Raw genomic sequence first — 17,085 nt, forward strand, 5'->3', positions numbered from 1 at the left:
TCTCGTCGTAGACGGCAGCCACAGCATCCGCGGGCCCGGCCGCCGCCGCGGCTGCATCCACCGCTGCCGTCCCGCCCGCGCCGCCCGCGGCGGCGCCGCCGGTGCCCGTACCGGAGGTCGGAGTATCGGCCGGCGCGCCGGCAGTGCCGGTCGTGCACTGGCTGGTGCCGACTTTGTCACACTCGGCGGGCTGCGCGGCCGTCACGGCCAACTGGTTGCTCGAGGGCGAATCGCCGGGCTTGAACGTCGGGTTGTTGCACTTGTTGATGTCCACGCCGGAGACATCCGCACCGGGCACCCGCTTGATCTGGTCGAACCCGGCCAGCACGAGGTTCATCGGCAGCGGCGAGTACCCGAGAGCCTCCGCCTGCTGCTGCCCCTCGCAGAGCATGTAGTTTGCGAAGGCCCCCAGGGTGAGGCCCTTCTTCTCCGTGAAGACGCCGCCGACCGCGGTCGGCACGATCATGTAGGAGTAGCTCGACAACGGGTAGCTGCGCGCGTCGGCGTTGTTGTAGACGCCGTCGAGGATCTGGGTGAGGTAGTCGGGGCTGGTGACGGGGACATCCGTCTTGATCTGCGCCTGGAGCAAGGCCACCGCGACCGAGTCGGCGGTGGGTTCCACGTAATAGCCGGCCGCATTGAGCACCTTGGCCACCGGGAATCCGGCTTCGAGGGCGTAGGAGTACTCGACGTAGGTGATCGCGCCTTCGCCGTAGTCCTGGCTCACATAACCGGCCACGCCGGAGGAACCGCTCTGTGCCTTGGCGTTGCCGTAAGTCGGGTACTGGGAGGTGAGACCGCAGGAGGTGCGGCCGGCCTTGGCGCAGAAGGCACTCCACAGGTCAGGGTGCTGCTGAGACATCCAGAGGGTGAACTGGGCGGTCGACCCGGAGCCGTCGGAGCGAACGACCGGCACGATGCCCTTGTCGGGCATCGCCAGGCCGGGGTTGTCGGTCTGGATCGCCGGGTCGTTCCACTTGGTGATGACGCCCGTGAAGATCTTGGTGATCACCGCACCGCTGAGGCGCAGGTTGGAGACCCGCACCCCGCCGATCTTGAGGTTGTACATGAACGAGGAGCCGCCGGCCACAATCGGCATGTATGCGTAGCCGCGGGACGGCACCTCGGGGGCCGAGTTGTCCTCCGGCCGGGTCTGGAACGGGATCTCGCTGACGGCGAAGTCGACGTTGCCGGCGACGAAGTCACGCCGGCCGGCCGACGAGCCGACGCCCGAATAGTTGACGGTCATGCCATAGTTCGAGGCCACGTTCTTGCGCCACTGGTCGAGGGCGTTCTGCGACCAGGTCGAGCCGGTGCCGGTGATCGGGTCGTAGCTCACGGCCTGGGCAGGCACGGTGCCGAGCACGCTGACCAGCACGACGGTGAGGGCGAACAGGGCGCGGATTGCACGAATCCGCCGGGGCTGGCGCGTCACGAGGACGTCTCCTTCGGGTTGGGGTCTGACGGTGGAGCTGATGGCGTAGAAGCCGATGGCTGTGGCCGGTGGTCGTCCTGCGCGGCCGAGGCGTCGAGCAGGACTCGGCGGTCGCCCTGAAGGGTGATGCGCTGAAGGTCGAGAGCGGATGCCGCAATGACCCGCTCCTGCTGCCGGCGGCCCAGCTGGCCGGGACCCTTACCCCCGATCAGACGGGCGATCACGAAGAGTGCGAGCACCAGCAGGATCAACACGGCAGCGGAGCCGAAGCCGCGGGCGATCATGTTCGGCTCGGGGGATTTGACGAAGTCGAAGACCTGCAGCGGAAGGGAGATCATCGGACCCTCGAACGGGTTCCAGTTGACGACGGCGGTCACCCCGGATGTCAGCAGCACCGGACTGGTCTCGCCGATTCCGCGAGCCGTGCCGAGGATCACGGCCGTGGCCAGACCGGGCCGGGCCGTCGGCAGAACGACGTGCCACACCGTGCGCCACCGGGTCGACCCGAGGGCGTAGGCAGCCTCGCGCAGGTTGCCGGGCACAAGCCGCAGCACAATGTCGGAGGCCCGGATGACGATGGGCAGCATCATGACGGTGATGGCCATCGCCGCGGCGAAGCCCGAGCGCTGATGGGTGATCAACACGATGATCGCGGAATAGACGAAGAGTCCAGCGACGATGGAGGGCAGGGCCGTCATCGCATCCGAAATCGTGCGCACGAAGCGGGCGAACTTGCCGCCGACCTCGTTGAGGAAGAGCGCCGTCAGGATTCCGAGCGGAATCGTGATGGCGAGGGCCATCGAGATCTGCATCAGCGTGCCCAGGATCGCGTGCACGATTCCGCCGACCTCGAGGCCGTCCAGCGGGCCGGCGAGCTCCATGCTCTGCGTGAAGAAGTTCAGGTGCGGCAGGGCCTCCTGGCCGCGCACCAGCGTAAACGCCACCACGAAGACCAGGGCTCCGAACAGCAGCACCCCGGCGCTGGCGAGCAACACCCCCATCACCCGGTCCTTGACCTCCTGCCAGTCGCTGGCGAAGCTCACCAGCAGGGCGTAGAAGCCGATGAAGGCGATGAAGGCCACGAGCAGCCAGCCGACGCCGCCGGAGAGCGGGCTGAACCAACCGAACAGCAGCACAGCGACGGCGATGCCTGCAGAGGCGGCGCCGAGCAGATTGAACCGGTCGTCGAGGCGGGCGCCGCGCACCCGGCGGCGCGGGCCGATCGGGGTGCCCCCGGGGGACGGGATCGTCGTGGTGTGCGCCGGGGCCGTCGGTGTCAGTTCGGGGATGACCGTTCCGGTGGGTTCGAGGAGGATCGTCATCAGTCGCTCTCTGCCCCGGATCGGGACCGTGCCACGATCGACGAGGCCGTGAAGTTGATCACGAGGGTGATCAGGAACAGGACAAGCCCGGCTGCCATCAGCGCGGAGAGGCCGAACGAGCTGGACTCGCCGTAGCGGAGGGCGATGAGTGCGGAGACGGAGTTGGTGCCCGTCTTCAGCACCTCCCAGTTGATTGTGAAGATCGGGGAAATGATCATGTAGACGGCGATGGTCTCACCGAGGGCTCGGCCGAGGCCGAGCATGGTGCCGCCGATGATGCCGCCGCGACCGAAGGGCAGTACGACCGCACGGATCATGCCCCACCGCGTCGACCCGAGGGCGAACGCGGCCTCGCGTTCGCCGATCGGAGCCTGGGAGAAGGCCTCGCGCATCACCGAGGTCTGGGTGGGCACCACCATGAGGCCCACCACGATGCCGGCGATGAACGCCGAGGAGGTGAAGGCGCTCGCCTCGGTCAGGGTCTGGCCGGTGATGTCCTCGACCCGGAAGAACGGGATCCAGCCGAAGTAGGTGGAGATCCAGGTGGCGACCGGGATCACGTTGGCCTGCAGGAAGAAGACACCCCAGAGGCCGAAGACCACACTTGGCACGGCGGCCATCAGGTCGACGAGCGTGACGAGCGTAGAGCGCATCCGGCCCTGGGCGACCTCGGAGATGAGCAGGGCCGTGCCGAGGGCGAGCGGCACGGCGACGCACATCGCGATCACCGCGATCGTGATGGTGCCGAACAGGACGGATGCGATACCGAATTTCTGCGACTCCGGTGACCAGTCCTGCTCGACCAGGAAGCTGAAGCCGGCGACCCCGAGGGCCTCCGAGGCCCGCAACGACAGGAACACGCCCACGGCGAGCATGATCGCCACGGTGATGCAGCCGGCAAGGAAGGCCACCGAACGGAACACCGAATCCGAGACCGAAGGACGTGCTGCCAGGGAGCGGCGCGGGGACGAGTCCGGGTTCGCCGGGTCGATCGTTGGCGGCTCGACCGCAGGCGCGTCGAAGAGGGTCGAAAACGACATGGGTGTCCTTGCACATTCGGGTGTGGGGAGCGGAACGAACGCGGTGGTAGCACGTCCGAGACATATGTTTGGGGCGCTGGGTTAACACTGAGCGTCGATTTGTCCAGCTAGGGATGGACGCGGAGTGGAGAGTTGACCGGGCGTGATCGCTGCCGCCGCGGAGTCGGCTCAGCGGGAGGCTGACGTGCCCGCGGGCGACGGGGTCGCGCCCGGGTCCGGGGCGTTCGTCGGCGCGTGCGTCGGCGTCTGCGATGTGGACGTCGGGGCGGGAGTCGGAGGTACCTCAGGCACAGGAAAGGCCGCGCTCGCGACGATCAATGTAACGGTTGTCCCCAGACGCCACACCGTTTGTGCCGCTGGAAGGCTTGCGAGCACCGTGCCCGGCGGCACCGTAGAGTCTGCACGGGACTCAGTCAGCACGACGAAACCGGCCTCCTCGAAGGCGACAGCAGCCGCGGCCTGGGTGAGTCCCCGCACCGTCGGGATGGCGTTCGATCCGGAGGCGATGACGAGGTCGACCGTGCGGCCTGGATCGATGCGGGTCCCCTCGGCCGGGAGGCTCGCCAGGATGGTGTCGCCCGGCAGGGCCGAGGCCTGCGTCTCGACGGCGCCGACCTCCAGTCCGGCCGCGGCGAGCGCTGCTCGGGCCGCAGCGAGGGTCAAGGAGGTGAGCTCGGGCATCCGGACTCTCTGAATCAGGATATCCGTTGAAATGCCGTCGGTCGCAGGCACCGGGCTCGGCGTCGGCGGCGCCGTCGGGAGACTGCTCGCGACGGCGATCGACGCCGGCTCGGACCCGCCCGTGGCCACGACCCAGCCGACGGAGATGCCCCCGACGACCAGCAGGGCCAGAAGCCAGAGCCCGCTGCCGCTCCGGGTACGGCCGCTGCGCGCCCAGTCGGGTCCCGGTGAGTCGCCGGCCGGGGCCTCGGATCCCGGTGCGACGGATCCCGGTTCGTCGGATGCCGGTGCGGCGGTCTGCCCGAATACCCGGGTGCGCTCATCTCCCGCCGCTTGGCCCCGCCCGGCCGGGCCGACGACGCCGGAGGCTATCAGGATTCCGATACCGCCCGCCATCTCGGCGGCAGACTGGAATCGGCTCGCGGGATCCTTCATCAGCGCTTTGACTACGATCCGGTCGACGGCGCGAGGAATACCGAAACGCAGGACCGAGGGCACCGGCGGGGGTGCCAGCACGTGAGCCCGCATCACGGCAGCAGCCGAATCTCGCGAGAACGGCGGCTTCCCGGTGAGCACGAAGTGGAGTACGCCACCGAGCTGGTAGAGGTCGCCTCGTTCGTCGACGGCGCCGCCGCGGGCCTGCTCCGGCGACATGTAGTACACACTGCCCAGGACGCCCGGGGCGACGGGTTCGATTGACAGACCCGGAGCCTTTTGATCCTCCCGGGCCTGCGGCGCGGGTGCGCTGCGCAGGATGTCGGTTCCGAGGACCGGCCTGCCGGCGGCATCCGCCAGACCGAAATCGAGCAACCGAACATCCCCGATCAAGAATCCTCCCCCGTCGTCGGTGTCGACCATGATGTTCGCCGGGGACACGTCCCGGTGGATCAGTCCACGAGCATGTGAGGCCTCGAGCGCTCGCAGCACGGCCGAGGCGATGGTGAGCGCCTGGCCCGGCTCGAGGGCACCGTTCCGCTCGATGTGCTCCGCGAGGGTGATGCCGGGCACGAGTTCGAGGGCAATCCAGGCCTGCGGTTCCTCTCCCGTGTCGTGCACGCCGATGCCGAGCACCTGTGCGATGTTCGGGTGCCGCAGGCCGGCCGCCGCCGTGGCCTCGGCAAGGAACGCCCGCCGGGAGTGGTCGGACCGCGACAGGTGCGGGTGCAGGATCTTGAGTGCGACCGCCCGGTGGGCGCCGACGTCACCGTCCGAAAACGTGGCGGTGTCGACGGCGGCGAAAACGGATGCCGACCCACCGGTACCGAGAAGATCGCCGAGCCGGTACCTGCCGGAGATCAGGCCGTCTCCAGCCGGGGTCTTGTCCGTCACGAAACTCCTCAACCTGCCAGATCGGCGTAGGAATCGGCCGTCGCGGCGACCGCGTTCACGTAGGAATCGACGTGGTTGTAGGCGAACACGGCGGCGCGCCAGCGATCGGGCCGGGACAGCTCGCCATAGTGGCAGAGGTAACGGCCGGCAGCGAGGGCGGCATCGTCGATTTGTTGCGGGTCGTCGACGCCGTCGCCGTTGCCATCGGCACCCCACCGCTGCCAGGTTGCGGGGATGAACTGCAGTGGCCCGACCGCACGGTCCCCTTCGGTGCTGCCGTCCCAGGCCCCACGGTCGGTGTCGCCCATCGCGTCGAAGGCATTGCCGTCGAGTGCGGGGCCGAAAATGCCCGGGCGGGCGGCGCCATCGGCTCCGAGCCCCGAACCGTTGTGGGTGCCGTGCCCGGATTCGATGTTGCCGAGGGCTGCCAGGGTAGTCCAGCCGAGGCGGCAGTTCGGCTGCTCGGCCGCTAGAGCCAGGGACGCCCCCGCATAGCCGAGCAGGGCACGCACCGGTATATCGGCCGTCTGGGCGGCGCGGGCGGCCCAGGCCGGGTCGGCGAGCGTCGCATTGCCGACGAGCGGCGGCGGGGGCTTCACCGCGACGGCAACGGATGCCGGTTCGCCGGCCGGCAGCGATGCGGCAGCGCCCGGCGGCTCGAGAGTGATGACCACCGCCGCGGACGGCGCGACACCGGCCCGCTCGCCCTCTGGTGGCCGGAAACCGGGTACCAGCCAACCGAAGATCAACCACCCCAGCACGGCGAGGCCGGCAACCGTGGCCAGTATGGGCATCCCGCGGGGCGTGACTACGGTCACCAAGCCAGGGCCCGTTCCTCGTCGGAGAGCACCCGGTTGCCGCGCTGCCCGGACTCCGTCGCGTGACGGGCATCCGCGGCGACGATCGCAGTGTGGAAAGCCTCGATGGTCCCAGCCGAGGCCTCGCGACTGGCCGACGCCGCGCCGTACCAGCGACCTGCAGTCATCACGACAACACCCCCGACGCTGATCACCCAGCCGTGCGTGCCTGCTCGGGGACCCGTGACAACCGTGGTGACCATCGAGTCGCACTGGCCCTTGAGTTCGAGAACGTGGGCCCGCGCAGTGGAGAACGTTCCGTAGACGGAGGAGCTGCGGCCGAGCTCGCGACTGTTCGAGGCGAGCAGTCGCCAGATTCCGGAGTGCCCCGGCAGTCCCGTGAGCGCAGGGCCGGCGCGGTGCCCGTCGCGCACCTCTACCGCCCGGACGGGGGCGGGAAGGTTCTGAACGCTTTCCCGGAAGGCCACCCAGCCGTGCAATCGGGGGTCGGCGGTAGATCTGAAAGCGGAAAAGACGATACTCGGGCTCGACGACACGGTGACTCCCAGGGCAAGGATGAGGCAGTGACGGGGCACGGTGACGTGAACGCGGCTCGGGTGGGCCGACCCCGCGAGCACTGTCCAGCCCACGCATGTCCGGCCCCGGAAAATCACCTGAACCGCAGGTAAACGAGCGATGACGGCGCCTGTAACAAGTCGCGAAAGATACCCCGCACTCAGGGGGCCTAGCGGCGGAAGGCCTTCCGGGCCAGCCAGTTTCCGAGGAACTGAACCAGCTGCACCAGCACGATGATCAGGAGCACGGCGGCCCAGGTCACGACCGGGTTGAACTGTCGGTAACCGTAGAGCAGCGCGAAGTTTCCGAGGCCGCCGCCGCCGACGTAGCCGGCGACCGCCGACATGTCCACGAGCGCCACGAAGATGAAGGTGTAGCCGAGGATGAGCGGGCCGAGCGCCTCGGGCAGCAGCACGGTGAAGATGATCCGGATCGGCCCGGCCCCCACGCTGCGGGCCGCCTCGATCACGCCCGGCGTCACGGTGAGCAAGTTCTGCTCCACGATCCGTCCCATGGCGAAGGATGCCGCGAGCGAGATCGTGAAGATGATCGCCGCGTTTCCGATGCCGGTTCCCACCACGACCCGCGCCAGCGGCTGGGCGGCGGCCAGGAAGATGATGAACGGGATCGGCCGGACGATGTTCACCAGCAGGTTGAGCACCACGAAGACCCCGCGGTTCTCGAGGATGCTGCCGGCCCGGGTCAGATACAGGCCGAGGCCGACCAGCAGGCCGCCGATCCCGCCGAAAAAGAGGGTGAGGCCGACGATGTAGAGGGTCTCCCCCGCGGCGATCCAGAGTTCGGGCAACAGGTCGATCAGGCTGTCCATCTCAGCGCACCTCCGTCACGGTCGTCAGGGTTCGCACCCGGTGGAGGGCGGCGTCGATGACCGCGTCGGCCGCGGCATCCGTCGTCCCCGGCGTGGCCAGGGCGAGAGTCAGGTGCCCGAAGGATCGGCCCTGGATCTCGTTGATGCCGCCGTAGACCACCTCGAAGGTGACGCCGGCGGCGGCGAACTCGCCGAACACCCGGGCCTGGTCGACACTGGTGTCGCGGAACGCCAGCGTGACGAGGCGGCCCGGATGCCGCCGCCGCAGCACCGCGAGTTCCGACGCAGAAGGGAGGCCCTTGACCACGGTCGAGACGAACCGGGCGGAGGCCGCCTGCTGCGGGTTCGAGAACACGTCGAACACGTCGCCGCGCTCGATCACCCGGCCCTGGTCCATCACGGCGACCTTGGTCGCCAGGGTCTGGATGACGTCCATTTCGTGCGTGATCACGATGATGGTGACCCCGAATTCCTTGTTGACGCGAGCGAGCAGGTCGAGCACCTCGGAGGTCGTCTCCGGGTCGAGCGCGCTGGTGGCCTCGTCGGCGAGCAGGATCCCTGGCTGGCTGGCCAGGGCGCGCGCGATGCCCACGCGCTGCTTCTGGCCGCCGGAGAGCTGGTCGGGATAGGAACGAGCCTTGTCGCCGAGCCCGACGAAGTCGAGCATCTCGGCGACCCGGGCCCGACGCGTTTCCTTCGACTGGCCGGCCACCTCGAGCGGGTAGGCGACGTTCGCCGCGACGGTGCGGGACCCGAGCAGGTTGAATTGCTGGAAGATCATGCCGATGCCCAGCCGAACCGGGCGCAGCTCGCGCTCGGGCAGGCGGGCGATGTCGGTGCCATTGATCAGGATCTCGCCCGACGTCGACCGTTCGAGGGCGTTCACGAGCCGCACCAGGGTGCTCTTGCCGGCCCCCGAGTAGCCGATGATGCCGTAGACGTCGCCGGCGTCGATGGTGAGGCTGACCTTGTCGATGGCGACGACCTCGTCCCCGCCCTTGGTCGTAGGCGGGTACACCTTGCTCACGTCACGCAGTTCGACAACGGGGCTGGGGGCAGACATGGAACATCCTTACTGACTTACTGACTTACTGGCGTGGTGCCGCGGCGCCGTGGTGCCCGGCTATGACTGTGCCGGTCCGGTCGAGAGTGACCCGCGGAACGGGCACTCTCGACCGGAACGGCGCAGGTCGGGCGGCGCTACTTCAGTGCTTTGGTGTCCTTCTCGACCGTGGCAAGGGACGACTCGAGGTCGGCGACCGGAGTCTGCACCATCACGGCGGACCCGGCGGACACGTCGAGCACGCCGTCCTGAACGGCCTTCGTTGTCTGGTAGATCTCGACCAGCTTCTGGTACGTGGGGTTGTCCTTGTCCTCGGCGCGGGCCGCGAAAACGTTCACGTACGGCAACGCGTTGGGGTCGGTGGGGTCGTCCTGGGCGAGGGCGTCCTCGACCTTTAGGCCGGCCTTCTCGACGAAGTCGTTGTTGATGATCGCAGCGGCGACGTCAGGAAGGGATGTGGCGGTGAGCGACGCCTCGAGCGCGGTCACGGTGACCTTGGACTTCTGGGTGTCGATGTCGTCGAGGGTCGAGTAGATGCTGCCGCCGTCGCTTAGCGTAATCAGCTTCGCGGACTGCAGCACGAGCAGCGCGCGGGCCAGGTTGCTCGCGTCGTTCGGCACCGCGACGGTGTCGCCCTTCTTGATCTCACTGACGTCGTCGTACTGGGTGGAGTACAGGGCGAGCGGGTAGATCGCGGTGGCGCCGACCGGCGTCAGGTCGTCCTTGCTGGCCACGTTGTATTCGGCGAGGTAGACGATGTGCTGGAACTGGTTCAGGTCGAGTTCGCCCGCGGAGAGGGCCGGGTTCGGCTGCCCGAATTCGGCGAAGTCGACGATGTCGACCGTGATGCCGGCATCCGCCGCGGCCTCCTCGTAGACGGCCCAGTAGGGGTCGCTGGCACCGACGACGCCGATCTTAACGGTCTCGTCGGCGGCCGCGCCAGAGCAACCGGCGAGCAGGGCTGCGAGCGGTACGACCGCGAGGGCGGCGAGCAGTTTCTTCTTCACGATGGGGTTCCCTTTGTCAGCTGTGGTGCCGTCTGGTCGGCGGCGGATGCCGGCGCGTTTTTCGGGCACAGAAGAACCACGGGTCGAGAAGGGGTGGGAGTCTGTGCCGCTGCATCGCGAGGCACGTTCCCAGGCTATCGGCAGATGCTGCGCCGCGTGCGCTGCTCCGTCACACGCGGTCACAGTATCTGCGACATTAGCCCTCGATCAGCTCAGACAGTTCGATCCAGCGGGTCTCGAAGCCGGCGATGGCGGACTCGAGCGTCTGCAGTTCGGAGCTGAGCGCACCGAGGCCGTCGAAGTCGGACTGGTCGTGCACGGCGAGGCTCTCGTGCAGGGCAGCGATCCGCGCGTTCTGCTTGGCGACCTTGCGGTCGATGGAGGCGAGTTCCTTCTGCGCGTTGCGGAGGTCGGCGCCGCCGATGGCGAGCTTGCGCACCGCCTTCCCGCCGGAGGTGTTCGACGCGTTCGCCTCGGCGGGCTTGTCGTTGCCGCTGGTCTGCCTCTTACGCATCTCGAGGTACTGGTCGACGCCGCCGGGCAGGTGGCGGAAGCCCCCCTCGGTGACCGCGTACTGGTTGTCGGTGACGCGCTCGATCAGGTACCGGTCGTGCGAGACGACGAGCAGGGTGCCGGGGAAGGAGTCGAGCAGATCTTCCATGGCCGCGAGCATGTCCGTGTCCAGGTCGTTGGTGGGCTCGTCGAGGATCAGCACGTTCGGCTCGTCGAGCACGATCAGGAGCAGCTGCAGGCGCCGCTTCTGGCCACCGGAGAGGTCCTTGACCTGCGTGGTCAGCTGGGCGCTCATGAAGCCCATGCGCTCGAGCATCTGGCCGGGCGTGATTTCCTTGCCGCCGGCCATGTACGACGTCTTTTGGCGGCCGATAACCTCGCTGACGCGGTCGTTCTGGATGCCGTCGAGCTCGAACAGCTGCTGGGTGAGCACGGCGACCTTGATGGTTTTGCCACGTTTGACCGTGCCCGTGGTGGGCATCAGCGTGCCGGCCACCAGGTTCAGCAGCGTGCTCTTGCCGGCGCCGTTGACGCCCATGATGCCGGTGCGCTCGCCCGGTGCGATGCGCCAGGTGATGTCGTTCAGCACCGTCTTCTCGCCGAACTTCACGCCGATGTCGATCAGGTCGACGACATCCTTGCCGAGTCGCTGCATGGCCATCGACTGCATTGACACGGTGTCGCGGGGCGGCGGCTCGTTCTCGATCAGCTCGTTGGCGGCGTCGATGCGGAACTTGGGCTTCGCGGTGCGGGCGGGGGCACCGCGCCGCAGCCAGGCCAGTTCCTTCTTCATCAGGTTCTGGCGCTTGCCCTCCATCACGCTGCTCATCCGGTCGCGTTCGACGCGCTGCAGGATGTAGGCGGCGTAGCCTCCCTCGAAGGGTTCGATCAGGCGGTCGTGCACCTCCCAGGTCATGTTGCAGACCTCGTCGAGGAACCACCGGTCGTGAGTGACGACCACCAGGCCGCCGGAGTTCGTGGCCCAGCGCGTCCGCAGGTGGCCGGCCAGCCAGGAGATGCCCTCCACGTCGAGGTGGTTGGTGGGCTCGTCGAGGAAGATGACATCATGGTCGCCGATCAGCACGGCGGCGAGGGCCACCCGGCGGCGCTGGCCACCGGAGAGGTCGTCGACGAGGGCATCCCAGGGGATGTCCCGCACGAGCCCGGCGATCACGTCGCGTACCTTAGCGTCGCCCGCCCAGACGTGCTCGTCGATACCGCCCACGATGGTGTGGCCCACGGTCTGGCCGGAGGCCAGGTCATCAGCCTGGTCGAGCATGCCGATGGTGACGCCGCGCCGGCGCGTGACGCGGCCCGAGTCGGGTTCCATCCGGCCGGCGAGCAGGCGCATGAGGGTAGACTTGCCGTCGCCGTTGCGGCCGACGACGCCGATCCGGTCGCCTTCGTTGAGACCGGCGGTGACGCTGTCGAAGATGACGCGGGTGGGGAATTCAAGGTGCAGGGACTCGGCCCCGAGCAAATGTGCCATAGCGGACCACTTTACCGGGCGCGGCTGACAGCCCCGCGCGCACCGGTTCCGCCCCCGATGGCCCGACTGTTGCCGAATCGGACATCTGTTGCCAGCACACCAGCAACAGTCGTCCGATTCGGCCACAGTTGCGGCAAAAAAGGGGAGCTAGTCGTGGATGATTCGGGCCCCGTGCACAGGCCCGGTGGCGCGCACCACGCGGAGGCGGGACGCGCTCAGGGCGACCTGCAGTTCGAGGGCGCTGTCGGCATCCGCGACCAGGAAGGCCACGGTCGGGCCGGAGCCGGACAGCAGGCCGGCCAACGCGCCGTTCTCCTCGCCCAGCTCGAGCACCGTGCCCAGCCCGGGGGCCAGGTGCAGCGCGGGGGCCTGCAGGTCGTTGTGCAGGGCCTCGGCCAGCATCCGCGGGTCGCCGGCTCGCAGCGCCTGCAGCACGTTGGCGTCGACGGTGGGCTGGATCTGAGCCGGAAAGATGTCCTGGGCGTGGCGCTCGCGGTGCCGGTCGAGCTCGTTGTAGACGCCCGGGGTCGAGAGGCCGAAGTCGGCGAGGGCAAGCACCCAATGGAACTGGCCCTTGGCCAGCGCGGGGCTGAGCTGATCGCCGCGGCCGGTGCCGATGGCGGTGCCGCCGGTGAAAGCGAACGGCACGTCGGCACCGAGGGTCGCGGCGATCTCGATCAGGTCGTCGCGGGTGGCGTCGGTTCCCCAGAGGGTGTCGCAGGCGAGGAGGGTGGCCGCGGCATCCGCCGACCCGCCGCCCATACCGCCCGCGATGGGCACGTTCTTCTCGATCGAGAGGCGCACTCCGCCGCGATAGCCGGCCTTGCGGGCCAGTGCCCGCGCGGCCTTGATAGCGAGGTTGCTACCATCGACGGCGAGGCCGGAGGCGTCGATGGGCCCGGTGAACTCGACCGAGAAGTCGTCGGCCGGCCAGGCGCGCACGTCTTCGAACAGCGACACGGCCTGGTAGGCGGTGGCTACCTCGTGGTATCCGTCTTCGAGGACCGCACCGACCTTGAGGAAGACGTTGATCTTGCCAGGCGCCCGCGCATGCACCACGGGGGAAGAGGCCACGTTGGTCATGTGACTAACCTAGCCCAGCCTCACCCGAGCGACTGCCCGGCGGCGCGGCCCGGGCGACCCCGGCGTTGGATCGTTCACGTGACGTTCAGCTGGGCCCGGGCAATCAGGAGAAAGTCCTCGACGGTGAGCTGCTCGCCGCGTTCGGTGGGGTCGATTCCGGCGCGCGTCATGACCTCGGTGGCGTTCGTGGAGTTGCCGAGGACGGACGACAGCGACTGGCGCAGCATCTTGCGGCGCTGCTGGAAGGCGGCGTCGACGAGGGCGAAGGTGGCGCGGCGCAGGTCCTCGGATTCGAGCGGCTCCGCTCGTCGTTCGAAGGCGATCAGGATCGAATCGACGCCGGGGACCGGCCAAAACACCTGCCGGCTGACCTTGCCGGCGGTGCGGAACGCCCCGTACCAGGCGGCCTTCACACTCGGGCTGCCGTAGACCTTACTGCCGGACGGCGCCGCGAGGCGCTCCCCCACTTCGGCCTGCACCATGACCACTCCGGCCCGGATCGAGGCGAAGTTCTCCAGCAGGTAGAGCAGCACCGGCACCGACACGTTGTAGGGCAGGTTCGCCACGAGGCGGCTCGGGTCGCCGGGCAGTTCGGTGATCTTGAGCGCGTCGTCACGGATGACCGTGAGCGGTGCCCCCGGGTGCATGAGCTCGACCGTCAGTGGCAGCTGCTCGGCGAGCCGGTCGTCGATCTCCACGGCCACGACGCTCGCACCGATCTCGAGCAGCCCCAGCGTGAGGGACCCCAGCCCGGGGCCGACCTCGAGCACGGTGTCGCCGGGCGAGACGGTCGCGACCTTGACGATGCGGCGCACGGTGTTGCCGTCGATGACGAAGTTCTGGCCGAGCTTCTTAGTGGGGTTGACGCCCAGCATCTCGGCCAGGTCGCGGATCTCGGCGGGGCCGAGAAGGGAGCGGACGGCAGGCGCGGCGGGAGTACCGGCCTCCGGTTCGGCAGCGGAGTCGGGTGCGTCCGCGTCCGGTTCGGCAGCGGAGTCGGATGCGTCCGCATCCGGTTCGGCAGCGGAGTTCGTGGGCCCGGCATCTGTTTCGGAAGCAACCGGTGCGGCGTGCCGGCCGGCGGTCTCGGCGTCGCCGGTGGCGCGGATGCCGGTCTCGGGTTCGTCTCCGGGGTCGTAGCCGTGGCGGGGCGGGGTCATGCGAGGCCTCCGAACGGGCGGGTTCCGGGCTCGGTGGTCTCGGCGACGGTCACCGGTTCGGTATCCCACCGTCCGTAGACGAGCTCGGTATTGGACGAGATCTGGGTGGCGAGAATGCTGACATCCGTTTCGAGGTGGTCGGCCATCGCGCGCAGGGTGTGCGGCAGCAAATACGGCGCGTTCGGGCGGCCGCGGAAGGGTGCGGGGGTGAGGAACGGGGCATCCGTTTCGACCAGAAGCAGAGCGCGCGGCACCGCGGCCAGGGCCTCGCGCAGGTTTTGGGCGTTCTTGAAGGTCACGGTTCCGGCGAAGGAGAGGTACCAACCGTTGTCGGCAAGGATGCGGGCCATCTCGGCGTCGCCGGAAAAGCAGTGGAAGACGGTGCGCTCGGGCGCGCCGACCCGCAACAGCGTCTCGATCACGGCGGAGTGGGCGTCGCGGTCGTGGATCTGCAACGCGAGGCCGTTGCGCTTGGCGATCTCGATGTGCGCCTCGAAGGAGCGGAGCTGGCTGGCGTGCCCGTCGGGGCCGGTCCGGAAGAAGTCCAGGCCGGTCTCCCCGATGGCGACCACACGCGGGCGGGTGGCCAGTTCGGCGATCTCGGCCAGGGCGTCGTCGAGGGTGCCGGCGGCGTCGTAGACGGGGGCCTCGTTGGGGTGGATGGCGACGGCCGCGAGCATGCGCGGCTCCCGGGCGGCCATCGCAGCCGACCAGCGCGAGGTCTCCAGGTCGCCGCCGACCTGGATGACGCCGCGCACGCCGACGCTGGAGGCGCGGTCGAGTTGCTCGGCCACGGTGAGCGACTGGTCGCCGTCGCCGATTTCCAGGTGGGTGTGGTTGTCGTAGACCGGCACGCCGAGCGGGTCGGGCAGCGGCGGGTAGCTCAGGTCCCGGCCGGCGCCCTTGTCGCGCTGGCGCACGGGGCCGGCCTCGGACTCGGGCTCGTTAGCCAACCGTGGCCTCGATGCGCGGGAACAGCGCTTCGAGCGGCGAGACCCGCGGGCCGCCGGTCCACTCCCAGGCACGGTCGATGCGCTGGTCGCTGACCAGGCCGGAGCCGCCGAGAGCGGTCCAGAGCTTCGCGGTGGCCTGCGGAACGACCGGCGAGAGCAGCACGGCGAGCGTGCCCAGTCCACGCATTGCGGTGGCGAGCACGGCCTCGAGGCGGGCCCGGTTGGCCGGGTCCTTGGCCAGGGCCCAGGGCTCTTGCGCGGTGATGTAGCCGTTGAGGTCGTCGACCAGCTCCCAGATCGCGGCGATGGCCTCGTGGATGGCGAGGTGGCCGATGGCCAGCGTGGCGGCATCCGTGACCCGCTTCTCGGTGCCGCGAATGAGCTCGTCGGCATCGCTGAACTCGCCGACGACGGGGATCTCGCCGTCGCAATAGCGCACGACCATGGCGATCACGCGGGAGGCGAGGTTGCCGAAGCCGTTGGCCAGCTCGGACTGGTATCGGGCGGACAGGTCTTCCCAGGAGAAGGAGCCGTCCTGGCCGAAGCTGATCGCGCGCATGAAGTAGTAGCGGAAGGCGTCGGAACCGAACGTGTCGGTGATCTGGCTCGGGGCGATACCGGTGAGCTTGGACTTGCTCATCTTCTCGCCGCCCACCAGCAGCCAGCCGTGGCCGAAGACCTGGCGGGGCACCTCGATGCCCGCGGCGAGCAGCATGGCCGGCCAGATCACGGCGTGGAAGCGCAGGATGTCCTTGCCCACGACATGCGTCGCCGGCCAGAGGCGGCTGAACTTCTCGTCGTCGTGACCGTAGCCGGCGGCGGTGATGTAGTTGAGCAAGGCGTCGAACCAGACATAGACCACGTGGCTGTCGTCCCACGGCACCTTGATGCCCCAGTCGAAGCTGGATCGGGAGATCGACAGGTCGCTCAGGCCCTGCTTGACGAAGGAGATGACCTCGTTGCGCGCAGATTCGGGCTGTACGAAGTTCGGGTTCTCCTCATACAGGGCGAGAAGCTGGTCGCCGAACGTGCTCATCCGGAAGAAGTAGTTCTTCTCGTGCAGCAGCTCGCAGGGGATGGAGTGGATGGCGCAGACCTGCTGCCCGACGTACTCGCCGACCCCCTCGATGAGGTCGCTGGGCTGCTTGTACTCCTCGCAGCCGACGCAGTAGAAGCCCTCGTACTCGCCGGTGTAGATGTGTCCGGCGTCGTAGAGGTGCTGCAGGAATTTCTGCGCGTTCACCTCGTGGCGCACATCGGTGGTGCGGATGAAGTCATCGTTCCGAATGTCGACCGTCGCAAGCAGCGGCTTCCACGCGGTCTCGACCAGGCGGTCGGCCCACTCCTTCGGAGTCACACCGTTGGCGGTCGCGGTACGCAGGATCTTCTGCCCGTGCTCGTCCGTACCGGTCAGTAGCCAGGCATCCTCGCCTGACTGCCGGTGCCAGCGTGCGAGCACGTCGGCGGCCACCTCGGTATAGGCGTGCCCGATGTGGGGGACATCATTCACATAGAAAATGGGCGTGGTGATGTAAAAAGATGAGCCGTCGGACATGCTCTCAGTCTATTAGGAGCGGCGGATGCCCCTGGCCGCGTTACCGTTCTCGGCGCTCGACACGGCGGTGGGCGCAGTCGGGCCTGACGAATTCGACGGAGATTTTGGGTGGAACGACCCGATTTGGCCCGAATAACGGCTCTGCGCGCGATGTCAAGCTGACTGGAGTCACTTGGGTTAGTTTGTGGCGGTTTCGTCGGCGAGGTGATTGATCCCGACGAGGCTGGCTGGTGCGGGTGTTGTTGGTCGTTCA

General features: G+C 68.4%; 14 protein-coding genes. All 14 read right to left on the reverse strand.

The genetic code is table 11. The features are described 5' to 3' along the window. Nucleotides 1-1,435: phosphate ABC transporter substrate-binding protein PstS (gene pstS, locus E3O67_RS04670; RefSeq protein ID WP_241981986.1), on the reverse strand; the 1,435-nt coding region annotated here is incomplete at its 3' end. Further along, nucleotides 1,432-2,757, reverse strand: coding sequence for a phosphate ABC transporter permease PstA (gene pstA, locus E3O67_RS04675; protein WP_134431475.1), 1,326 nt, complete (start codon nt 2,755-2,757; stop codon nt 1,432-1,434). The genes pstA and pstS, both read right to left, overlap by 4 nt. After that, entirely contained in the window at nt 2,757-3,797 is a 1,041-nt protein-coding gene (gene pstC, locus E3O67_RS04680; RefSeq protein ID WP_134431472.1) for a phosphate ABC transporter permease subunit PstC, read from the reverse strand. Before pstC ends, pstA begins: the two co-directional genes overlap by 1 nt. A gap of 168 nt (nt 3,798-3,965) precedes the next feature. Then, nucleotides 3,966-5,807, reverse strand: a complete 1,842-nt coding sequence (locus tag E3O67_RS04685; protein WP_167726486.1) for a PASTA domain-containing protein — start codon at nt 5,805-5,807, stop codon at nt 3,966-3,968. Between the two features lie 8 nt (nt 5,808-5,815). Beyond that, nucleotides 5,816-6,625 (reverse strand): lytic transglycosylase domain-containing protein, encoded by an 810-nt coding sequence (locus E3O67_RS16820; protein ID WP_167726488.1) that lies wholly within the window; start codon nt 6,623-6,625, stop codon nt 5,816-5,818. Next, the gene (locus E3O67_RS16825; protein ID WP_167726490.1) at nt 6,622-7,092 is read right to left on the reverse strand and encodes a hypothetical protein; all 471 of its coding nucleotides are present in this window, start codon (nt 7,090-7,092) and stop codon (nt 6,622-6,624) included. The genes E3O67_RS16820 and E3O67_RS16825 overlap by 4 nt, the downstream gene beginning before the upstream one ends. Nucleotides 7,093-7,349: 257 nt before the next feature. Continuing rightward, entirely contained in the window at nt 7,350-8,009 is a 660-nt protein-coding gene (locus E3O67_RS04695; protein ID WP_134393839.1) for a methionine ABC transporter permease, read from the reverse strand. Between the two features lies 1 nt (nt 8,010). Then, the gene (locus E3O67_RS04700; protein WP_134431465.1) at nt 8,011-9,072 is read right to left on the reverse strand and encodes a methionine ABC transporter ATP-binding protein; all 1,062 of its coding nucleotides are present in this window, start codon (nt 9,070-9,072) and stop codon (nt 8,011-8,013) included. 137 nt (nt 9,073-9,209) lie between these two features. After that, the gene (locus E3O67_RS04705) at nt 9,210-10,079 is read right to left on the reverse strand and encodes a MetQ/NlpA family ABC transporter substrate-binding protein (RefSeq protein ID WP_134431463.1); all 870 of its coding nucleotides are present in this window, start codon (nt 10,077-10,079) and stop codon (nt 9,210-9,212) included. 196 nt (nt 10,080-10,275) lie between these two features. Then, nucleotides 10,276-12,081, reverse strand: coding sequence for an ABC-F family ATP-binding cassette domain-containing protein (locus E3O67_RS04710; RefSeq protein ID WP_134431460.1), 1,806 nt, complete (start codon nt 12,079-12,081; stop codon nt 10,276-10,278). A gap of 147 nt (nt 12,082-12,228) precedes the next feature. After that, the gene (locus E3O67_RS04715) at nt 12,229-13,164 is read right to left on the reverse strand and encodes a 4-(cytidine 5'-diphospho)-2-C-methyl-D-erythritol kinase (protein ID WP_135102091.1); all 936 of its coding nucleotides are present in this window, start codon (nt 13,162-13,164) and stop codon (nt 12,229-12,231) included. Between the two features lie 74 nt (nt 13,165-13,238). Beyond that, on the reverse strand, nt 13,239-14,039 hold the full coding sequence (gene rsmA, locus E3O67_RS04720; protein WP_241979318.1) for a 16S rRNA (adenine(1518)-N(6)/adenine(1519)-N(6))-dimethyltransferase RsmA: 801 nt from the start codon (nt 14,037-14,039) through the stop codon (nt 13,239-13,241). Between the two features lie 281 nt (nt 14,040-14,320). After that, on the reverse strand, nt 14,321-15,277 hold the full coding sequence (locus E3O67_RS04725; protein WP_174776792.1) for a TatD family hydrolase: 957 nt from the start codon (nt 15,275-15,277) through the stop codon (nt 14,321-14,323). Continuing rightward, nucleotides 15,270-16,832: a methionine--tRNA ligase gene (metG, locus tag E3O67_RS04730; RefSeq protein ID WP_134431451.1), complete on the reverse strand. Its 1,563-nt coding sequence runs from the start codon at nt 16,830-16,832 to the stop codon at nt 15,270-15,272. Before metG ends, E3O67_RS04725 begins: the two co-directional genes overlap by 8 nt. Between the last annotated feature and the right edge of the window lie 253 nt (nt 16,833-17,085).

It is taken from the genome of Cryobacterium sp. TMT3-29-2 (genome assembly GCF_004564305.1).
GTDB lineage: Bacteria > Actinomycetota > Actinomycetes > Actinomycetales > Microbacteriaceae > Cryobacterium > Cryobacterium sinapicolor.